22 protein-coding genes are annotated in these 18945 nt (G+C 51.3%); 3 read left to right on the forward strand and 19 right to left on the reverse strand.

The genetic code is table 11. The features are described from left to right. Window positions 1-218 precede the first annotated feature (218 nt). The 3 genes from ABNS49_RS05580 to hflX all read left to right on the forward strand — a co-directional run bounded on the left by ABNS49_RS05580 (window position 219) and on the right by hflX (window position 3811). On the forward strand, window positions 219-1355 hold the full coding sequence (locus tag ABNS49_RS05580; protein ID WP_135980688.1) for a trypsin-like peptidase domain-containing protein: 1137 nt from the start codon (window positions 219-221) through the stop codon (window positions 1353-1355). A 134-nt stretch (window positions 1356-1489) separates the two neighbouring features. Further along, a complete protein-coding gene (locus ABNS49_RS05585) occupies window positions 1490-2464 on the forward strand; it encodes an L-lactate dehydrogenase (RefSeq protein ID WP_135980687.1) in 975 nt (324 codons plus the stop codon). 123 nt (window positions 2465-2587) lie between these two features. Further along, window positions 2588-3811: a GTPase HflX gene (gene hflX, locus ABNS49_RS05590; protein ID WP_168353615.1), complete on the forward strand. Its 1224-nt coding sequence runs from the start codon at window positions 2588-2590 to the stop codon at window positions 3809-3811. A 26-nt stretch (window positions 3812-3837) separates the two neighbouring features. Here the strand turns inward: hflX and ABNS49_RS05595 are convergent, their stop codons facing one another. The 19 genes from ABNS49_RS05595 to ABNS49_RS05685 all read right to left on the reverse strand — a co-directional run bounded on the left by ABNS49_RS05595 (window position 3838) and on the right by ABNS49_RS05685 (window position 18944). Then, a complete protein-coding gene (locus ABNS49_RS05595; RefSeq protein WP_135980685.1) occupies window positions 3838-4092 on the reverse strand; it encodes a hypothetical protein in 255 nt (84 codons plus the stop codon). Further along, window positions 4089-4838, reverse strand: coding sequence for a metallophosphoesterase (locus tag ABNS49_RS05600; RefSeq protein ID WP_135980684.1), 750 nt, complete (start codon window positions 4836-4838; stop codon window positions 4089-4091). Before ABNS49_RS05600 ends, ABNS49_RS05595 begins: the two co-directional genes overlap by 4 nt. A gap of 88 nt (window positions 4839-4926) precedes the next feature. Further along, window positions 4927-5841 carry an ROK family protein gene (locus ABNS49_RS05605; RefSeq protein WP_277820828.1) on the reverse strand — a complete coding sequence of 305 codons (915 nt, stop codon included), beginning with the start codon at window positions 5839-5841 and terminating at the stop codon, window positions 4927-4929. Between the two features lie 72 nt (window positions 5842-5913). Further along, entirely contained in the window at window positions 5914-6465 is a 552-nt protein-coding gene (locus ABNS49_RS05610; protein WP_135980683.1) for a chromate transporter, read from the reverse strand. After that, entirely contained in the window at window positions 6459-7001 is a 543-nt protein-coding gene (locus ABNS49_RS05615; RefSeq protein ID WP_135980682.1) for a chromate transporter, read from the reverse strand. The genes ABNS49_RS05610 and ABNS49_RS05615 overlap by 7 nt, the downstream gene beginning before the upstream one ends. Window positions 7002-7121: 120 nt before the next feature. Continuing rightward, the gene (locus ABNS49_RS05620; RefSeq protein WP_348688024.1) at window positions 7122-8762 is read right to left on the reverse strand and encodes a DAK2 domain-containing protein; all 1641 of its coding nucleotides are present in this window, start codon (window positions 8760-8762) and stop codon (window positions 7122-7124) included. Window positions 8763-8771: 9 nt separating this feature from the next. Then, window positions 8772-9131 carry an Asp23/Gls24 family envelope stress response protein gene (locus ABNS49_RS05625; RefSeq protein ID WP_135980680.1) on the reverse strand — a complete coding sequence of 120 codons (360 nt, stop codon included), beginning with the start codon at window positions 9129-9131 and terminating at the stop codon, window positions 8772-8774. Between the two features lie 58 nt (window positions 9132-9189). After that, complete coding sequence (locus ABNS49_RS05630) at window positions 9190-10263, reverse strand: hypothetical protein (protein WP_135980679.1); 1074 nt, start codon at window positions 10261-10263, stop codon at window positions 9190-9192. Continuing rightward, window positions 10241-11158, reverse strand: coding sequence for a UDP-N-acetylmuramate dehydrogenase (gene murB / locus ABNS49_RS05635; RefSeq protein ID WP_135980678.1), 918 nt, complete (start codon window positions 11156-11158; stop codon window positions 10241-10243). Before murB ends, ABNS49_RS05630 begins: the two co-directional genes overlap by 23 nt. Continuing rightward, window positions 11155-12246, reverse strand: a complete 1092-nt coding sequence (murG, locus tag ABNS49_RS05640) for an undecaprenyldiphospho-muramoylpentapeptide beta-N-acetylglucosaminyltransferase (RefSeq protein WP_135980677.1) — start codon at window positions 12244-12246, stop codon at window positions 11155-11157. The genes murB and murG overlap by 4 nt, the downstream gene beginning before the upstream one ends. 19 nt (window positions 12247-12265) lie before the next feature. Continuing rightward, the gene (locus ABNS49_RS05645) at window positions 12266-13003 is read right to left on the reverse strand and encodes a class B sortase (RefSeq protein ID WP_135980676.1); all 738 of its coding nucleotides are present in this window, start codon (window positions 13001-13003) and stop codon (window positions 12266-12268) included. A gap of 301 nt (window positions 13004-13304) precedes the next feature. Continuing rightward, window positions 13305-14024 (reverse strand): hypothetical protein, encoded by a 720-nt coding sequence (locus tag ABNS49_RS05650; RefSeq protein ID WP_289197571.1) that lies wholly within the window; start codon window positions 14022-14024, stop codon window positions 13305-13307. 4 nt (window positions 14025-14028) lie between these two features. Next, window positions 14029-14460: a hypothetical protein gene (locus tag ABNS49_RS05655; protein WP_289197570.1), complete on the reverse strand. Its 432-nt coding sequence runs from the start codon at window positions 14458-14460 to the stop codon at window positions 14029-14031. Next, window positions 14461-14748: a holin gene (locus tag ABNS49_RS05660; RefSeq protein WP_289197569.1), complete on the reverse strand. Its 288-nt coding sequence runs from the start codon at window positions 14746-14748 to the stop codon at window positions 14461-14463. It abuts the gene before it with no gap. Between the two features lie 29 nt (window positions 14749-14777). Then, window positions 14778-15221: a hypothetical protein gene (locus tag ABNS49_RS05665; RefSeq protein ID WP_348688028.1), complete on the reverse strand. Its 444-nt coding sequence runs from the start codon at window positions 15219-15221 to the stop codon at window positions 14778-14780. A 1-nt stretch (window position 15222) separates the two neighbouring features. Continuing rightward, window positions 15223-16266 carry a hypothetical protein gene (locus ABNS49_RS05670; protein ID WP_290155189.1) on the reverse strand — a complete coding sequence of 348 codons (1044 nt, stop codon included), beginning with the start codon at window positions 16264-16266 and terminating at the stop codon, window positions 15223-15225. Between the two features lie 200 nt (window positions 16267-16466). Next, window positions 16467-17495: a hypothetical protein gene (locus ABNS49_RS05675; protein ID WP_348688030.1), complete on the reverse strand. Its 1029-nt coding sequence runs from the start codon at window positions 17493-17495 to the stop codon at window positions 16467-16469. Window positions 17496-17515: 20 nt separating this feature from the next. Continuing rightward, the gene (locus ABNS49_RS05680) at window positions 17516-17695 is read right to left on the reverse strand and encodes a hypothetical protein (RefSeq protein WP_305084812.1); all 180 of its coding nucleotides are present in this window, start codon (window positions 17693-17695) and stop codon (window positions 17516-17518) included. Continuing rightward, window positions 17688-18944, reverse strand: coding sequence for a hypothetical protein (locus tag ABNS49_RS05685; protein WP_348688032.1), 1257 nt, complete (start codon window positions 18942-18944; stop codon window positions 17688-17690). The genes ABNS49_RS05680 and ABNS49_RS05685 overlap by 8 nt, the downstream gene beginning before the upstream one ends. Window position 18945: the final 1 nt, after the last annotated feature.

An 18945-nucleotide genomic window follows, 5' to 3' on the forward strand; every position in this document is an offset into this window, starting at 1 on the left:
TTATATCATCTTTTTATAAGCAAGTCGAGAACCCCTGTCACGATGATGACCGCAGGAATCCACTCTATTGCCCGGATTTTTTCGAAGCCGTCCGCGGCTTTCCACTTTGGGATTGCGCCCTTTTCAAAAAACGGGAAAACGTGAACCTCTTTCGAATGAGTGGAAGCCTAGGAAACAGTATGATAATATGAAATTATTGCAAAGGAGGATCCATTCCTATGAAACAAACCAATTCAAAGCCTCCCGCTTTCCAAAGAAAAAACCATACAGCCCGCTGGGTGACCCTGGCGATTTGCGTGGTTTTGTTTTCCGGAATCGCCGGGATCGGAGGCGGATACGCGGCGTATCGGCTCGCCGCCCAAAACGACAGGCAGTCGTCGCTCACGATTAACCAGGACGCCAGCAGCCAGCACGGTTCCGGCTCGATCGAGGCGGTCGATGTCAGCAACGTGGTGGATGTGTGCCGTCCAACCGTCGTGGAAATCACGACAGAAACCGCGACCAGCGGCAACAACCCGTTCGCCCAATACGTTGAACAAGGCGCCGGCAGCGGCGTCATCATGTCGGCGGATGGCTACATCATCACGAACAACCACGTCATCGCCAACACGTCCAGCATCAAAGTCAAAACCGTGGAAGGCGCCGAATACGACGCCAAGCTGATCGGCACCGACCCGCAAACCGATTTGGCGGTCATTAAAATCGACGCCGACCAGCTCCCGGCCGCGACGTTTGGCAATTCGAACGACTTGAAAGTCGGGGATATCGCCATCGCCATCGGCAATCCGCTCGGATCGCTGGGTGGCACGGTCACAACCGGAATCATTTCCGCGCTCGACCGGGAAATCACGATCGAAAACGAAACGATGACCCTTCTTCAGACGGATGCGGCCATCAACCCAGGCAACTCGGGCGGCGGCTTGTTTGATGCCGCCGGCAACCTCATCGGCATCGTGAACGCCAAGCAAAGCGCCGCCGGCATCGAGGGTCTTGGCTTCGCCATTCCGATTAGCGACGCCATCGAGATTCTTGACGAGCTCATTCAAAACGGTTCGGTCACGACGCGTCCGGCCCTCAACGTCAGCTTGTACGACCATACGGCGTCGTTTGGCAATTCCGACTATCCGGATGGCGTGTACATCGTGCAAGTCATCGAAGGCGGCGCGGCCGACCAGGCGGGTCTGAAAGTCAACGACCGCATCGTTTCGTTCGACGGGCAAACCGTCCAGTCCGCTTCGGAAGTCAAGCAGCTGCTGCGCCGCCACAAAATCGGTGACGTCGTTCCGATGGAAATCGAGCGCGACGGACGCACGCACGAGGTGAAAATCAAGCTCAGCCAGCAAACCGCGCAATAATTTTATCTTGAAATGTTCTATGATTTTTCGGTCATAGAGCATTTTTTTATGACTTTCTCCGAAAATGTAAGCGATTCATTTACGAATGAAATCGAAACGATTATAATAAGCCATATAAGGAGGAGATATTTGTCATGAAATCAGAAAAAATCATGAAAAGAAAAATCATGCTGGTCGGTACCGGATTTGTCGGCATGTCATTCGCCTACTCGCTGCTGAATGAACGTGGAATTGACGAACTGGTCCTTGTCGACGTCAACGAAGACAAGGCGCGCGGCGAGATGATGGACTTGAACGACGGACTTGTCTACGCGGACTCGAAACTGAAGATCACGGCTGGATCGTACGCGGACGCCAAAGACACCAACATCGTCGTTCTCACGGCTGGAGCTGCTCAAAAGCCGGGACAATCGCGTCTTGAACTCGTACGAATCAACGCGAACATTACGAAAGGGGTTTGTACGGCCCTGAAAGAAAACGGATTCAACGGAATCCTGATCGTCGCCAACAACCCTGTCGACATTATGACGTATGTGGCCTGGAAAACAAGCGGCCTTCCAAAAAATCATGTCATCGGTTCGGGAACCGTGCTGGATACGGCTCGTCTTCGCCACGCGCTGTCGCAATTCCTTGGATTTGCCGACAGCAACATCCACGCCTACATCATGGGCGAGCACGGCGATTCGAGTTTTGTCCCATGGATCCATACGTACATCGGCTGCAAATCGCTGCTCGAGTACTTGGATGAGCACAACATTTCGCTCAAAGAACTACAGGAAATCTATATCGACGTGCGCGACAAGGCGTATAAGATCATCGACCTGAAAAAAGCGACCTACTACGGAATCGGTTTGGCGCTTCGCCGGATCGTGACGGCCGTTTTGAACAACGAGCGCTGCATCCTTCCGGTTTCCAGCTATCAGGAAGGCGAATATGGACGTTCCGGCTATTTCATTGGAACACCTAGCGTCGTCGGATCGAACGGCGTGCAGCAAATCATGTGCCTGCCGCTCAACGAAAATGACCAAATGCGCTTTAACAACTCGTTTGACACGCTGGAAAAAACGATCAAAGACAATCTGGGCGACATCATCGACTTGGACGACTAGTCTCCCATCCACTTTCTATAAAAAAGATATCGCTACAACACCGAAGCCGTCTGCGAGCAGACGGCTTTTTTCATGCCAACGCGGTTGGATTGGCGTATAATGAACCAAAAAGGAGGTCTTTCGATGAACGCCATACTGATTTTTTGCCAGGAGGAAACCCCGGAACAAAAAAAGGAAATGCGCGACTTGCTCGACAGCGCCGGCATCGGCATCGCGCGCGTCTTTGAGCAAAACGTAAAAGCGGTTTCCCGCTCCACCTACATTGGAAAGGGAAAATGCGAGGAAATCGAACGATTCCTCCAAGTCGATCCTTCCGCGAACGTCGTCGTGTTTTCCAGCGACTTAAGCGTCATGCAGGCCCGGGAGCTTGAGCGCCGCTTCGACCGCCGCGTGCTGGACCGCACCGATTTGATTCTTCATATCTTTCTGGAGCAGGCGCAAAGCGCGGCCGCCCGCCTTCAAATCGAATCCGCCCTGCTGCGCCGGCAGCTCAACCGGCTCATCGGCACCAACGTCCATCTCACCCGTCAGCGCGGCGGCGTCACGAACCGGGGCGCGGGCGAAAAGCAGCTTCAGCTCGACAAGCGGCTCATCAAAACCCGAATCGCCCAAATCGAAAAAGAGCTTGCCCGGCTTCAAAAACAGCGCGACACCCAGCGGGCGAGCCGGTTGCGCGCCAGCGTTCCCCTCGTCGCTTTGGCTGGCTACACCAACGCCGGAAAATCCACGGTGATGAACGGATTCCTTCGCCGTTTCCACGCCAAAGACGCCAAGCAGGTGCTTCAGGAAAATCGGTTGTTCGCCACGCTGGACACGTCGGTGCGGCTCATCGAGCAGCCGTATGGCCAGTCTTTTTTGCTCGTGGACACCGTTGGTTTTTTGCACGATCTTCCGCACGAGCTTGTGCGCGCCTTCCATTCCACGCTCGAAGACATTCAGCTAGCCACTTGCGTACTGCACGTCGTCGACGCGTCCAAACCCAACTATCTGGACGACATCGAGGCAACCGAAACCACGCTGGAAGCCATTGACGCCGCGTCCATCGACCGGCTCGTCGTCTTCAACCAGTGCGACAAAACCGAGATCGTGCATCCTGCCGTCCACGCAAGCCAAGTGTATATTAGCGCGCTCGATCCGGGCGACATCGACTTTCTTGCCGGGCAAGTCAACGAGCGGCTGTTTGGCGAATGGGTCGAACGGGAAACGAAGATCCCTTATTCTGACTTTTCGCGATACGACACGTTGCGGCAAACGGCCCGCATTTTAAAAACCGAGGAGCAGGAAGACGGTGTGCTCGTTCGTTATCAAATCCGTCACCGGCTGGAAAAAAACATACAAAAAGGATGAGCCTTTTTACAAAGGTCCATCCCTTTTTATTTCCAGCGCTTTAGGACTAGCGCGCAAATTCCCATCAAACCCAAAATGAAAAGCAGCTTCCAAAAAAACACAGGAAAGAGAATCCATCCGCCAAGCAAAACAGCCGCTCCCGCAACAAGCAGGGAACTTCCGGATATTTCTTCCTTCCGGCTTTCGCCTGGCGGCTCATTTTGCTTCGTGTCCTGGCGCGCCCGCGTTTTCATCCAGCCGTAAAAGCCAAACGCTTCGCGCTCCCGCTCTTTGTCGTTCATCGGCCTGCCGGCTTGAGCAGCGGCAAATACTTTTCAAGCTCTTCGAGCAGCACGACATGGTTGAACAGCGTGATGCATGGCTTTTTTTGATCGTAATGAATGAAATCTCCATGATAATGTCCGCAAAACCAAACATCGTACGTCAGCTTCTGATTGATCGTTTCCAGCAAGTCGTGAATATCGACATAGTCTTGCCCGTAAGGACTCAACGTCACTTCGTACTTATCCGAAAACGGATGCGACGCGTACACGTCGTGGGAGAGGACATAATCCACCTTCCAGCCGCGGCGCTCCAAATTGCGCAGCGCGTTATTTGCTTCCGCCTTGGTCGGGATCTCGTCCTTCCACCAGTTTACGTGTTCGGTTCGATAATGCAAATCGTGTGAGTACGCCCCGCCAAACGTGAAAAAAGAATGCCCGTCGATCTCGTACACTTCCCCGCGCATCAAATGATAAATATTCGAGCGGATCTGCCGCGCCTTTCCGCCTTTGTAGTCCACGACCGGATACGTTTTGAGCACGTCGAAATTCTCGTAGTTGCCATCGACAAACAACGTATTCCAAGGAAGCGACTCCAGCCAGTTCAGCCAAAACCGGTCGCCGCTTCCGCCATCCCAAATACAGCCAAAATCGCCGCAGATGATGACATAATCATCCGGGGTCAAATGGTTTCCCGCTTCAAACTCCCTTGGGTTGATTTTATGGATATCCTGCTCGCGATGGATATCCCCGGTAATATAGATCATAAAACATCTCCTTAACGGTATGGTATTTATAATACTATCACCATCCATTGAAAATGAAAAGACCGGTTTCCCGGTCTTTTGTCTCCTTTTACGCGGCTTCCGCTTTCGAGAACGCCAAATAGGCGGCTCCAAGCAGCCCGCTATCCTCGTTCAATGTCGAATTGCGGACGTTCACATACGGCTTCACAACGTCGAACACCTGCTCCTTGACAAGCTCTTCGACCTCTTCGGTAAATCCGTCGATCTTCAGCGCGACACTGCCGCCCAAAATCACGATTTCCGGATCCGTGATCGCGATCAGCGTGGCGATAAAGTTGGCGAGGTATTGTTTGGCGTCGTCCATGATCGCCTTCGCCGTCTCGTTGCCGGCAACCGCCAAATCGTTGACTTCGCCCGCGTGCTTGACATCCAGTCCTACATTGCGCGCCCGGGTCGTGATCGCCGTTCCCGACGAGATGGCCTCGATGCCGCCCGGATACAAGTTGCCGTGCTGCGGCCCGTTGTTCCACATGCACGCGTTCGCCACTTCGTGACCAAAACCATGTGCGCCAATATAAATTTCCTTGTCAATGATCTGTCCCGATCCCAAGCCTGTCGAAACCGTCAAAAACTGCACGAACCGGTAGTCCTTCCCTTCGCCGACAACCGCTTCGGCCAAAGCAGCCAAATTGGCGTCGTTTTCCAAATACGAAGGAATGCCTGTCAACTCGGCGATTCGCTTCGCCACCGGAAAATGATGCCACTTTCCATTCAGGTTTGGCGTTTCCATCACCATTCCGTTCATGAGATCCAGCGGTCCCGGACACGACACACCGATGCCCGTAACTTCTTTGCCATCCGCTTCGAATCCTTTGACAACCGCAGCCAGCTGTCCCAATGTTTCATCCGGTTCTTCGATGTTCGTTGGAAACTGGACCCGCTCGATCACGTTCATATTCTCGTCAACGAGCGCCACTCTCGAATTGGTTCCGCCAATATCTACTCCCACAGCATATTTCATCATTACAATCTCCTTTTTTGTATAAATCTTCCACGTTTATTATACCCGATATTTTGTGAAAGCGTTTCATATTTTTCATAAAATCGACCATTGGCTTAAAACCACGCACAGCGCCCAGTTCACCAGCCCGGCCCCCAGCAAAATCAAAACCGGATTCCATTTCGTCTTTAAAAAGCAAAACAAGCTGGCGCCAAACAGCGCGATCCACAAAACCGGTTTTCCAAACGCCTGCATCGACGGGGCGATCATCGTCAAACCCGCCACCGCGATCAAGCCGACAACCGCCGGGCGCAACCACCGCAAAATGGCGTCCAGCCAATCCAGCTGGGCGTACCGCTGATATAAAACCGCCAAGGCGCCGACAATCAGACACGACGGGAAAATGCATCCGAGCGTCGCGACGATGCCGCCTAAAAAACCGCCCACCTTCAAACCGACGAACGTCGCGGCGTTGATCGCGATCGGCCCGGGCGTCATTTGCGAAATCGTCACCAGACTTGAAAACTCCTGCGTCGTGATCCAGTGCAGCTCGTTGACGATCAACGACTGGATGAGCGGCAGACACGCGTAGCCGCCGCCAAAGCTCATAATTCCAATCTTAAAAAAAGTCCAAAACAAAATCAGCATTGTTTTCTCCTTTCAAGCAGGCCGCATAAGATCCACAACAGCAAAACGAGTGGAATCGACACGTTTAAAAAACCAGTCAAAGCGATGGTGATTCCCGCCACGATGTAGGGAAACGGCTTTTTCTGAAACCCTTTCTGCATGTCGTACACCACGCTGACAATCAACGCGCACACCGCGATTTCCATCCCTTTCATCGCGTACTCGAACGAAGCGGGCAAATGGATGAGCTGGCTTCCGTACCAGATGGCGACCATGATGAGAAAGGGCGGCAAAATCGTCGCGAGAACCGCACAAATCATCCCGCCGATGCCAGCCATCTTGTATCCGATGGCGATCGCCCCGTTGACCGCGATCGGTCCTGGCGCGCTTTGCGCGATCGCGATGAGATCAAGCATCTCGTCTTTGCTGATCCACTTCTTTTTTTCCACGAATTCCTTTTGCATCAAAGACACGATGACGTATCCGCCGCCAAACGTGAACGCGCTTAAATAAAACATGACCCAAAACAACTGTCCGTATTTCCTGATTTTTTCCATGAACGACTCCTTTACAGATTCATTATAAAAAGAATGCCTCAAATCGCAAGCGCGCCTCTTTTCGGAACGAAAAAAAAAGACATCGGCTCGATTGCGAGCGATGTCTTGCGTTTCGATCGTTTATTCCACGCCAATGATGAAGGAGTACACCGGCTGCTGTCCGTTCGTGATTTCCACTTCGGCGTCGCTGTGCTCCTCGATGTAGTCCGCCAGCTCCTGCGCTTGCTCACCCGTCGCGTCCTCGCCATAAATCAGTGTGACGAGCTCGCTGTCCTTGTCGAGCATTTTATCCAGCAGTTCCTTGGTCGCTTCCATGCAGTCGTCCTGGCATGCGACAATCGCCTTGCCGAACATTCCCATGTACTGGCCTTTTTTGATTTCCATGCCTTCGTACGTCGTGTCGCGTACCGCGTATGTCACTTCGCCGGACTTGACGTTGGCCAGGGCGTCGTTCATCTCGTCGAGATTGGCGGTCACGTCCACATCCGGGTTGAACATGATGCACGCGGACAGTCCTTGCGGAATCGTCTTGCTTGGAATGACGTGCACGTCCACGTCCTCGCATACGGTTTGCGCCTGCTGCGCGGCGAGAATGATGTTCGAGTTGTTTGGCAAAATAAAGATATGGTCGCAATTCAGCTGATTGATCGCGGACACGAAATCTTCCGTGCTCGGGTTCATCGTCTGTCCGCCACCGACCACGATGTCGGCGCGCAGCTCTTTGAACATGTCTTTGATGCCATCGCCCGCCGCGACGGTAATGATGCCGTATTTTTTATGCGGAGCGCGTTTTGCCTCGTGTTTTTCTTCCTCTTCTTTCTCAAGGATAGTGTCATGCTGATCCTGCATGTTTTCCACTTTCAGCTTCATGAAACGTCCCTGACGGCGTCCCATTTTAATGGCCGTTTGCGGTTCGAGGGTGTGGACATGCACTTTGACCAGATCCTCGTCCTGCACGCAGACAATCGAGTTTCCAATCGTCGACAGTTCCTCCTTGAACGAGTTTTCCGAGAAATGGCGCATGCCGTTCTCGTTCAAATGCAAAATGAATTCCGTGCAGAAACCATATTCTTCCTCGCCGCCCTGCACTTTCGTCTGGGCGCCTTGCTGGGCGTTTTGGTCCCCGCCTTCTTTTTCAATGACTTTCCCTTTCATCGCGGAAAGGAAGCCTTCCAAAATGACGAGCAGTCCCTTGCCACCCGAATCGACAACGCCGACTTCCGCCAAAACAGGCAGCAGCTGCGGCGTGGTATCCAGGGATTCCTTCGCCTCCTTGACCATGCGTTCCATCACTTTGACGCAATCCGTCACCTCGTCGGTCATCGTGTAGGCGTATGTGTAGTCCGCCGCCTCGCGGATGACCGTCAAAATCGTTCCTTCGACCGGTCGCATAACGGCGCGGTACGCCACCCGGCTTCCATTGACGAGCGCGTGCGCGAGCTGCGCGGCGTCGATCCGGTCAAGATCTTTGACCGCCTGGTAAAAGCCGCGGAAGATTTGCGAGGTGATGACTCCCGAGTTTCCGCGGGCCCCCATCAGCAAACCTCTGGAAAGCGTCTTGGCGATGTTTCCTACCGAGTCCGAAGGATCCTCCAGAGCCGCCTGCACGCCATTGGACACCGTCAAGTACATATTCGTTCCCGTGTCGCCATCCGGCACCGGGAACACGTTCAACGCGTCGATCTGCGCGCAGTGGTTTCCGAGATTGTTCATTCCCGAAAGAAGCATTTCTTTAAATAATTGTCCATCAATCCATTCCATTGAATTCACCTACTTCGACAATCTAACCCCTTGAACGCACACGTTGATCGCCTGGCATTTCACTTCCAACGTTTTCTCAAGGACATATTTGACACGTTTTTGCGCTTCGTAGATCACTTCTCCCAGTTTGATGCCTTGCAGCGCAATGATATAAAGATCGAGAACCAGTCCTTCATCGTTTTGACGAACGACGATTCCTCTCGAATAGTTTTCCAACTTCAACAACTCGGCCAATCCGTCTTTCAGCAGCTTTTGCGACGCCATGCCGACGACGCCGTAGCACTCGGTAATCGTTCCGCCGGCCAGCGAAGCGATCGCCTCCAATGAAATCTGGATGTTTCCGTATTCGGTTGATTTATAAATAGGCATAAAGAACCTCCTGTTTCATACCTTTCATTATACTATACACAGTTTATGTTGACAAACATTACTCTGTCGCAACGAATCCCGCTTCCTCGTCCCAGTAATAATACGCGCCCGTCGACGGATCCTGGTACAAATTTTGGCTGGCTGAATACAACATGCCGCTATCCGGCATCAGCACCCAGTCTTCCGTTTCCTCCTCGACACCCGCTTCTTCAGGCGGCTGCGCGTTGTCCTCGGATGGCTGTTCCCCGTTTTCTTCGGAGTGTTGTTGTTCCCCGGACTCGGATTGGGCTTTTTTCTCCGCTTCCTCCTGGGCTTTTTTTTCGGCCTCGGCTCGCTTGCGCTCCTCTTCCTCTTGTTTTTTGCGCTCCGCCTCCTCTTTTCGTTTGGCTTCGCGCTCTTCCAGCGACATATTCAAATACGCGCAGTCGAGCTTGTTGATCGTCGAGTTTTGCGCGTCGAGCACCAAACATACCGACTGCCCGCGCAGCTGGGACAACATATCCTCATAGCGCGACATCATCATCAAGTCCGCTACCGACGTATACACCACGTTGCCGTCCTGCATCGTCATCTTGATCATGTTCGCGTCGTAGCTGGAAGCGTACGGAACCATTTCCGCGATTTTTTCCACGACGCCGCGCGTCAAAAGCTTCGGATATTTGGCGAACTCCTTCCAGATGTTTTCGAGCTGCTGATCGGTAAAGTCGCTCATCAGCGGAAAATGGATGATGTTTTTCAAATACTTCTGATCCAGCTCGATTGTTTCCCCTTCGTTGGTGAGGACGTAGTTCTTTCCGTTTTTGACAAAATAGCCAATGACCGTTTTCTCCTTGACGTCCAGCAAAATACGGTCTTTGTTTTTGGTGACCTTCGCGCTTTCGATAAGCGGATCCGCCCGCAAATTGCGCTCCACCAAAAAGGAAGGCGTCAGCAGCGAGCGGGACGCGCTGTTGACTTTGGCGATATCGAAAATCTGGGAATCGCTGTAGTAGTAGTTTCCTGTGCATGCCATCACTTTCATCCGGGCGTCGAATGAATAGTAGTAAATGAGAAACGTCGCCAGCGCCATCACGATCGCGCTTAAGACGTACGTCAGTTTAAGGGACAGCTTAAACTTTCTTTTTCTTCTCATCCCAGTTCAAGTACTCCACTTCCGTGATCAAGTCGATCGCGTATTTTTCTTTGGCGCTTTTTTGGATTCGCGAAATCAGAGCATGCACATCTTCCGCTTTCGCGCCGCCTTCGTTGACGATAAAATTGCTATGTTTTTCAGAAATCCGGGCCCCGCCGATTTGCAGTCCCCGCAGCCCGAGATCGTCAATGATCTTCCAGGCCGGCCGCTCATCCGGATTGCGGAAGACGCTGCCCGCGCACGGCTTGTCCAGCGGCTGGCTGCTGACGCGCCGCTCATGGCGCGAGCGCATAAGCTGGCGGATTTGCTCCTGGTCCGCTTTTTCCAGCTTGAGCCGCGCCGCCACGATCGTCAAATCGCGGTGGTTTTGAAACAGCGAATGACGATAACGGTAATCCAGAGACGATTTTGGCAGCCAGATCAGATTTTCGTCCTGAATGACGCAAACCGATTCCACGATGCCGGCAAGATCCGACTGGTAGGCGCCCGCATTCATAAAGAGACCGCCGCCAAGCGAGCCGGGAATGCCGGAGGCGAACTCCAATCCCGTAAACGAGCGCTTCAGGGCTTCGATTGCCAAATTGATAATGGAGCACCCCGCTTGCGCGACGAGCGTCCCGTCCGGCTCAAAATAGTAGTTGTTGAGCGTTTTATCCAAATTGATGATGGCGCCATGAAAATCGTCGTCGTGAAACAGCAGGTTCGACCCTCTTCCCAGCACGTAATACGGCACGTTTTCGGCTTTGAGCATTTTCAAAATTTGCACCAGCGCGATCTCGGTGTGCGGATAAATGTAATAGTCGACTTTTCCGCCGATCCGATACGTCGTATGGCGGCTCATCGGCTCGTGCACGAGCACTTCTCCATAGCATTGCAGCCGCTCCAGCAAACTCATGGTCGTTTCCTCCGTTCCATTAACGCGTCAGTCAACTCGACTAGATCGTACGCCGCGTTTCCTTTTCCGAGCGCCAGCGCATTGCGGCGCACCGATTCCATCGTTTCCGGCTGCTCGAACAAGCTTGCGATGGCTTGCGACAGCGTCCGGGCGTTTAAGTCTTTTTCCTCGATCATGAAAGCCGCCTGGCAGTCCACCAGCATCCGGGCGTTGTAGTATTGGTGGTTGTTGGCCACATACGGACTTGGAATGAGAATGGCCGGAATGCCTAAGGCGGTCAGTTCGGCAATCGTTGTCGCGCCGGCACGGCAAATCAAGCCGTCGATCCGGCCATAAATCTTCAGCGTGTCCACATACGGAACGACGTGGATGTTTTTTTGTCCTTTGAACAAATCCAGATCCTGGCTGTTGTCCTTGCCGCAAACGTACAGGATTTGCAGGCGAGGATCGAGATCGGCGAGCGCGTCTTTCATCAATTCGTTGACGGAAGAGGAGCCTAGCGAGCCCATCATGACCAAAATCGTCTTTTTGCCGTCTTTCAATCCCAGCGAGTGGAAATACCCCTCATCCACGACGGCTTCCGCGGCGATCGTCGCCCGCGGGTTTCCCAGCTTGCGGATTTTTTCCTTGGGAAACACTTCGTCGCACTTGTCATAGCAAGTGACGATGGCGTCCGCCTTGTTCATGACGAGCTTGTTCGATTTTCCGACAATCGAGTTTTGCTCGTGAATGACGGTCGGGATTTTCATCGCCTGGGCCGCCATCATGACTGGCGCGCTGACATAGCCGCCAAATCCTATCACAAGATCCGCGCCAAACCGCTTCAGTTCGGCTTTCGCCTTGCCGACGCACGCCAGCGTCTGCATCACGGCTTTTAGCCGGTCCGCAGCCGATCCCGCCAATCCGGACGTGTGAAGCGCAAAAAAAGGATATCCATTGGCTGGAATGAGATCGGCTTCCATGCGATCGTCGTTTCCAATAAAAAGGATCTCCGTGTCCGGATGCATTTGTTTCACTTTCGAGGCGAACGCGAGAGCCGGATAAATGTGCCCTCCGGTGCCTCCGGTTACGATACATATTTTTTTCATAAATTGTTCCTGTTCTCCGTTATTCCACCACGACTGGCTCGCTCGTCGGTTCCATCACGCCGACAAGGACAAGACGGTTGATCGAGTCGAACCCGTAATCGAGATCGCATGTGGAAAGCGTGACAAGCGTCTTGCCCTCCGTTTCCACATCGCGGGTGTACAGCGCCTCCGCTTTGATTTTGGCGACGTGTTCCGCGATCGCGTTTCGATCGTCGTATTTTAAATAAAACGAGCTGCCCTCCTCGGTTTTCGCGAACGCCACAATCGGGCACCGGTAATTGCCTTGCGGCGTCAAAATGTAAAAGTCGCGATGGGTGTCAAAAAACGCCTGGTCCTCAAAACGGTCCAGCGAAGTGAACATCCCGCCACCATCGACCGAGTGGCCGTAAATCAAGTTGTTTTCCTGTGAAAAATCAGACGCGGTTTCGGCGTCTAAAAAAATCGCCCCGCGAATGTTGTTTTCCTTCATCGCGGTGTGGTCGAGGTAAAACTCGTTGTCCGCTCCCTGCACGATTGGAAAGGATACGTGATCGCAGCCGGGCACATACACCCAGCCTATGATGTCCGGATTTTTTTGGCGCAAAGCCTCCCAATCCGGCGCGAAGCCTTCCTCTTGTTCCTGCACGATGCCGGCGAGCTCCTCCTGCTCCCGGCTCACCTGCTGCGAGCCTTGATAAATTGTATACAGTTGATAGGCGCTGTACGCAAACACGCTCAAGGCGGCGACCAGCGCGATTCGATAGATCCATTTTTTCATACAAAATCATTGTAGCACACCATCCCCGAAAAGAAACAGCCCAAATGGCGTTGTCTTTCCCTACAGCAAAAAACCGCATCTCTGCGGTTTTCAACTCAACTAGATGGAGCAGATGACGGGAATTGATGTATAAATTACTATTTTTTTCGAATCCTTTATTTATAAGGCTTTTCAAGCGTCGAATCAGCTTGTAAAAGCCTTTTTTTATTAAAAACTCAAAAAAACTACACGCAAACTACACGCAAATACCTGAGGGACACGCAATTAAAGCCACAAAAAAATGAGGGCCGAAGCCCTCAAATTACTTAAACGTCGCCCACGGGTCTTTGCCGTGGATCTCGGATCCGGATACAGCCACGCAGCCATAGCCACCGGATGCCCGCACGTAGCGCACCCAGCGATGCCCTTTGTAGGCGCATTTGGCGATGTATTTGACGCTCTGTCCCCTATTGTAGGTGACGTTCGGGATGACCTTACCGTCTGGGTTGTCCTCGTGAATCCGGATCTTATCATGCGTAAAAGTGGCAGTTCCGGTTTCCGGGATCCACTTTAAAGTGGTCGTGTTCGGCTCTTTGCCTGTCGACGTGTTGACATAGCACTTCGGCCGCAGCACACCGAGGACGCCAGAAACGGAAATAGAAGCCTGATTGAAAGCACCGTTTGGACCGCCTTGATTTTGTCCAAGGAAGGTTGCTCGTGTTTTGTTCGCATTATCCCATTTCCGGAAAATAGCAATGTGGGAAGCCGGACACTCCGGGGCACCTTTTTTCCAGATGAACACATCGCCGTCTTGCGCCTGGGCCATTGGCACCTCTACAAAGTCATTCAGCATTCCATTTGTTTTTCGATAAGTCCAAAGGTTGTGGACGTATCCATCTCCGCCGCAGTGGCGTACCTGTCCGCCCCAGTAGGTTTTATTGATGTACATTACGCCATCCCAACATTGCGCCCCGTAGTATCCATCTACGTCGAATGCCTTTCCGTTTACGGCTAAATAAATCTCATGTGGTGTTTTTGTCATTTTTTCATTCCTCCTTTTTCTTATTAGGCAAAGCCAGCACTTCTTTCAGCAGGTCCTTTGTGATATGATTTCCGCCCTCGTCAAAGTATCGGTCAAACTCCGACTTGAGCAGCCCTTTCATCTCGATCGGACAATAGCCCAGGTGCTTATAATACTGCGCTTTGTCGGCCAACTTGAGCATCCTATTAGCAAGATCCGACTTGACCAGGCTGTCAACACTGCCGCGGATCGCGACGACTTCTTCTTTCAAGTCATCCACATCTTTGCGGATCATGTCTCTTTCGACCTTTGCTGTCTCTGGAGATAGATCAATCATTTCCTTGGCGTGATCGTAGGCTTTTTTTCTAAATTCACGGTAGGAGAAGAAGGCGCCTATCAAGACGCCTGCGATCCCCACCACGGTCGGAAGGCCATACGCACTGATGAGCGACTCCATCTATTCATCCTCGCCGTCAAATAAATCATTATCGTCAAAAACAAGTTCTTTTTTGACATCTTCCCCATCTTTATCCGGCGGCGTGTCATCCACTTCCGGCAGGCCGGCCATCGACGTAATGATCGAAAAGAAAGCACTGCCCAGCGCGATCGACATGAGGTTGAGCCAGTCAACCTCCATGATCCCGATCAGTCCGGTACCAAGCACCGCAAGGATCGCCTGCGCTGCTGTTTTGATCGCCCGCACAGTCGCACGATCCCACCATTCCCAACTTCTAAGATTTTTCATAAAATTTATTCCTCTCTTTCTATTTATGCTTACTGCTCTTCTTCAGCAGCCGCTTCCACTACTTCCCAGTACGCCGGATAGTCTTCCGGACTCCATACGCACACCTGCCCTTCCTGCGCCGTGCATGTATAGACTTTGCCTTTGTGCTTTACGGTGTCTCCTGCGTAGTACCACTTACCCGCCTCGTACTCCGGAATAGCATTGATGTCGACGCTTGGGTCATCGGGCTGATCTGGATCGACGACAATCGTGTCTTTCTCTTCTAGCACCCGGACTCTTTTTTCCAGATCGGTGAGCTTTTGGATCACGTCCACGCTTTGCTGTGGCTGCGCACCCGTCCTTGCGCTTTCGATCAATTCGCCGCGCTGCTCGTCTGTCAGGTCGCCCTGGATCCAGATCGTGTCGATTTTGGTAAGCATGGCGGTCAGGTCATACTTCCCGCTTGCAATTACTCTTTTGATAATTTCGTACATTTTACTCTCCTCCTACGGCAGCTGCTTCGAGTGCTGCCAGTCTTTTCTTGATGTCAATGATGTCGGCTGCATAGTCCGACTTGGTCAGGATCTCGTATTCAATTTCAGCCTCCACGGGTGAGTCATGGGTCACGATCGTGTACGGGGCTTTGGTCTGGACGATGATATCAGCGAGTGGGGTGGTGATTGGGGTTTCTAGTTCGCAATAGATCGTGAGTGGATTGGATTGCAGCCACGCCCTAAGTTCATCGACTGCCGTTACTCCTTCCACCCTCACTCGGACGATGGAAGCCGGGTTTATATCTATGGAAACCCCGTTTGCCGTCAAGCCGGCCCACAAATAGTCTGGTGTAGCCGCTTGGAGACGATTACAAAATACGTTAGATACAATAGCGCCAAATCCGTCTTTTCGCGGTTTGATCGTCCTAGAAGTATCGTTATATCCAAAATAAGGATTCGGTGTATTCTGGATTGAATAGAGTTCGTCGTTTGATCCATCCAAAACAAGTTTTTTAACTCGCCGAATCAGCTTCCCGTCTTTCACTTCATCGCATACGCCATTTGGCAGTGAGTACAATTCCAAATCAACATCCACTTCCTCATAGTATGGCGGTTCCCAATCTGTGATTGGCTCGGTCGAAATCATGATTTGATCCGTGTATGTGGTCCCGGCTTGGCTATCTCCAACACCTAGGCGAAAAGATAGGTACCTTGTTAATGGATTCAGTTCTCGTCCAGATGATAGAGGATTTACATATCCAAGACTTTTTAAATTCTTATCCCATTGCTGGATATAGGATTTGTTGAAGACTCCGTTCATGGACTTGAAATAAATCTTCTTTCGAGGAGCGACAAAAAGCGCTCCATAATAGTACTGATATGGGATGCCCACGCTTTGAACGTATCCACAGAAAGCATCATTCCCCGTTGAATTCAACGTTAAAAATCCATCAGAGTAATTCCCGCTGCAATCATTAAAAATCAATCCTATTTGAGTCAGCTCCCCGAAGTTCTTCCCAAAACTCGCAACCTTTGAAATCCTCACCGTCTCAACCTCTACGGGGTTGTCAGGACTTACGCCCCCCCCCCGAAATATTTTGAATACAACGTCCCTTTATCGCTCTCACTCGGACCCCGTTGTCCGAGCAGACACCCTGATACCCATTCCCTTTAGACACCAACCCCTCAAAAGCAAAGTCCTTGAGATCCTTTGCTTCGATCAGTGTCTTCGTGTCACTATCTACATCAATTTTGTGCATTGTTTACTGCCTCACTTTCTAGCGCTGCCACGCGCGATATTAAATCAGCAATCTGTGCGTCGTTATTGCTGCTTGTCAAAATCTCCCATTCAATTTCTGGATCGACTGGCGAATCGGTGTAAGCCGTCGTGTATGGATGATAGGACGGCAGAATCGGGATGGAGACGTCTTCGATGGTTGAAGTTTCAAGAGGGTATACATATACCAATGGATTTTGTGAAAGCCAAGATCGCCATACTAACACATCTAAAGCCTCGCCTCCTATAAAATAAGAAATAGTTTTGGCTCCTCCCAGCACTGTCACACCCTTTGCTGTATTTCCCCCATATTCAAAAATTCCTCGATTACAGTACACGAGATTTCTTGTGTTTTTATTCAGCGCATCAGAAACCACGATGGCGTACCCAGTTCCATCTGATCGAGCAGTCCAAACTTCGTCAGCAGATCCATCAAACGTCTTGATTCCTACTCGTCGAATGACTTTTCCATCTTTGTATTCGTCATGGGTACCATCCGGCAAAGACCAAAGAGTTAGACTTTTTTTCATTTCATTTTGCTTTGGCGGCTCATACTCTCCACTTGTCCCCTTCCGTCGCATCATCGGGTAAAACAGGAGATTGTTACACGTGATTCCTTTTCGGACCAAGATTGAAATTGAGGTCTTTCTGGGCGTGCAGTCTATCGCCAAATCTGGACCGGTTTGATACGATTCAGAAACCCAAGCGCCAGTTTCTTTTGAATACAAGCCAATGCATAAACTATAACTTCCTGCGCCGCCACCCTCTGGGCATCCAGATACGACATACTCGCCTTTCAGGCTTTGGCTCGTTGCCTCAAGCGAATAAGTCGCTTGACCTGTACTCGTCCCATTCACTTTCACGCATTTCAACTCACCATTTTCATACACCGGCTGAAAGGAGATCCCGTTGTATTCGAGTGGCGTTAGAGCGCATAGCTTGATCTCGTTTTTTCCAGTGCTGACAATAGATCGAATATCGACTCCTTTGATCGCCACCGGATTATCAAGTGAGGGAGTCACCCCCCCCCGAGATTTTGGACACTTTTGCCCTTGATCGACCGGATCCGGATTCCTTTATCCGATGCGATCCCGGCATACGATGGACCGGTAGCCACCAGTCCGCCATACGCCACTTCTTTTAAGTCCTGGATTTCGGCAAGAGCTTTTGTCCTGCCGTCCACGTCAATTTTATGCATCTTCTACACTCTTCCTTTCTAGCGCTTCAATTCTTTTTCTAAGCTCCTGCACTTCCAGCGCACACGATCCGGCTGGCAGGGCTTCCCAAGTGATTTCTGGATCAAGGTCACTATCCGTCCAAGCATTTGTACGCGGCGCCAAGGAGGGAAGAATCGGGAGATTCACCGCTTCGATTTGTTCCCCCGCAAGTGGATAGAGCACTTCGACCGGATTGGTCGCAAGCCAGGCTTTAAATTTCTCTACCGTGTCAATGGTGCTCTGATCAGCAAACTTGATTCGAATGATTCCTTTTCTTGTCGTGATTCCGTTTATAAGTTGAGTCCAACTTTCTCCAGCAGAAATCTGCTTGAAGTGTGAGCTAAAAAGGTTAGGCAGCTCTTCAGCTGTTGTTTCACCAATTGCTGAAAGATTTTTATACTCAAAAGCATATTGCTTTCCCGACATTGGCATTTTTACCCAAGGCTCTTGACCGTTTAGAGTCAGCAACCCTACCCGGCGAATGATTTTTCCGTCTTTATATTCATCCTGTGTGCCATCCGGCAGCGAATATAGATAGTGCTGCGTATCGGCGTACACAATGTCAGATACGGCGCTCGATCCAAATCGGTAGGCCCGAAAACTTTGGATCGGAATTGGATATTCCGGCTGTGGTCCAGGCTTGCCGCCCGTAAAAGGCTCCCATGTGCCGTCGCCGGATTGATAAAACATCGGGATGTAAATGTCTGCCGGATTCCAAAAAGCAGACCGCCCATAAAAACCAAAAGAGATTTTAAACGTTGGATCAGCAAGATCTTCTTCAGTAATTACACACGTGTTTCTGTTATTTGTATTGATTTCTCGGCCTGTATTCACACCATTTTTGTAAATCGTCATATACGCATACGGCGTCCTTCCGTTTTGAGCAGACATGATTTTTCCTGGTTTTACTAAAGCCATACTTTCTTCGTGCGTCATTGTGACAGCATGATTGAAATAGTTTGCCGTAAGCATCCCTTCGATTTGGAAACGTCCATTACCTAAGTTTTTTAAAGCAACTCCATCTCGGGAAACATCTTGGATACGACTCGCATCAAAAAGCTGTTTCCCCGTACTCACTGCCTGCACGCTTTTGCCTTTAATACTCTTGATCCGGATGCCCGCGTCGGATGTCGGGCCCGAAAAAGTTGGGCCGGTTTGGTAAGGTCCAGGATACACATCGCCCTGCTCGAGCACGACACGGTCATTGCCATTGATTCCAAATTCAATCATG

Source organism: uncultured Dubosiella sp. (assembly GCF_964018005.1).
GTDB classification, from domain to species: domain Bacteria; phylum Bacillota_I; class Bacilli_A; order Erysipelotrichales; family Erysipelotrichaceae; genus Dubosiella; species Dubosiella muris.

Bases quoted from the DNA above. Each gene is read 5' to 3' on its own strand.
- ABNS49_RS05630 (WP_135980679.1), bottom strand. From the start codon at position 10,263: ATGAGAAGAAAAAGAAAGTTTAAGCTGTCCCTTAAACTGACGTACGTC.
- ABNS49_RS05580 (WP_135980688.1), top strand. From the start codon at position 219: ATGAAACAAACCAATTCAAAGCCTCCCGCTTTCCAAAGAAAAAACCAT.
- ABNS49_RS05655 (WP_289197570.1), bottom strand. From the start codon at position 14,460: ATGGAGTCGCTCATCAGTGCGTATGGCCTTCCGACCGTGGTGGGGATC.
- hflX (WP_168353615.1), top strand. From the start codon at position 2,588: ATGAACGCCATACTGATTTTTTGCCAGGAGGAAACCCCGGAACAAAAA.
- ABNS49_RS05605 (WP_277820828.1), bottom strand. From the start codon at position 5,841: ATGATGAAATATGCTGTGGGAGTAGATATTGGCGGAACCAATTCGAGA.
- ABNS49_RS05645 (WP_135980676.1), bottom strand. From the start codon at position 13,003: ATGAAAAAATGGATCTATCGAATCGCGCTGGTCGCCGCCTTGAGCGTG.
- ABNS49_RS05615 (WP_135980682.1), bottom strand. From the start codon at position 7,001: ATGGAAAAAATCAGGAAATACGGACAGTTGTTTTGGGTCATGTTTTAT.
- ABNS49_RS05610 (WP_135980683.1), bottom strand. From the start codon at position 6,465: ATGCTGATTTTGTTTTGGACTTTTTTTAAGATTGGAATTATGAGCTTT.
- ABNS49_RS05685 (WP_348688032.1), bottom strand. From the start codon at position 18,944: ATGATTGAATTTGGAATCAATGGCAATGACCGTGTCGTGCTCGAGCAG.
- ABNS49_RS05595 (WP_135980685.1), bottom strand. From the start codon at position 4,092: ATGAACGACAAAGAGCGGGAGCGCGAAGCGTTTGGCTTTTACGGCTGG.
- ABNS49_RS05620 (WP_348688024.1), bottom strand. From the start codon at position 8,762: ATGGAATGGATTGATGGACAATTATTTAAAGAAATGCTTCTTTCGGGA.
- murB (WP_135980678.1), bottom strand. From the start codon at position 11,158: ATGAGTTTGCTGGAGCGGCTGCAATGCTATGGAGAAGTGCTCGTGCAC.
- ABNS49_RS05650 (WP_289197571.1), bottom strand. From the start codon at position 14,024: ATGACAAAAACACCACATGAGATTTATTTAGCCGTAAACGGAAAGGCA.
- ABNS49_RS05600 (WP_135980684.1), bottom strand. From the start codon at position 4,838: ATGATCTATATTACCGGGGATATCCATCGCGAGCAGGATATCCATAAA.
- ABNS49_RS05680 (WP_305084812.1), bottom strand. From the start codon at position 17,695: ATGCATAAAATTGACGTGGACGGCAGGACAAAAGCTCTTGCCGAAATC.
- ABNS49_RS05660 (WP_289197569.1), bottom strand. From the start codon at position 14,748: ATGAAAAATCTTAGAAGTTGGGAATGGTGGGATCGTGCGACTGTGCGG.
- murG (WP_135980677.1), bottom strand. From the start codon at position 12,246: ATGAAAAAAATATGTATCGTAACCGGAGGCACCGGAGGGCACATTTAT.
- ABNS49_RS05625 (WP_135980680.1), bottom strand. From the start codon at position 9,131: ATGCCTATTTATAAATCAACCGAATACGGAAACATCCAGATTTCATTG.
- ABNS49_RS05585 (WP_135980687.1), top strand. From the start codon at position 1,490: ATGAAATCAGAAAAAATCATGAAAAGAAAAATCATGCTGGTCGGTACC.
- ABNS49_RS05665 (WP_348688028.1), bottom strand. From the start codon at position 15,221: ATGTACGAAATTATCAAAAGAGTAATTGCAAGCGGGAAGTATGACCTG.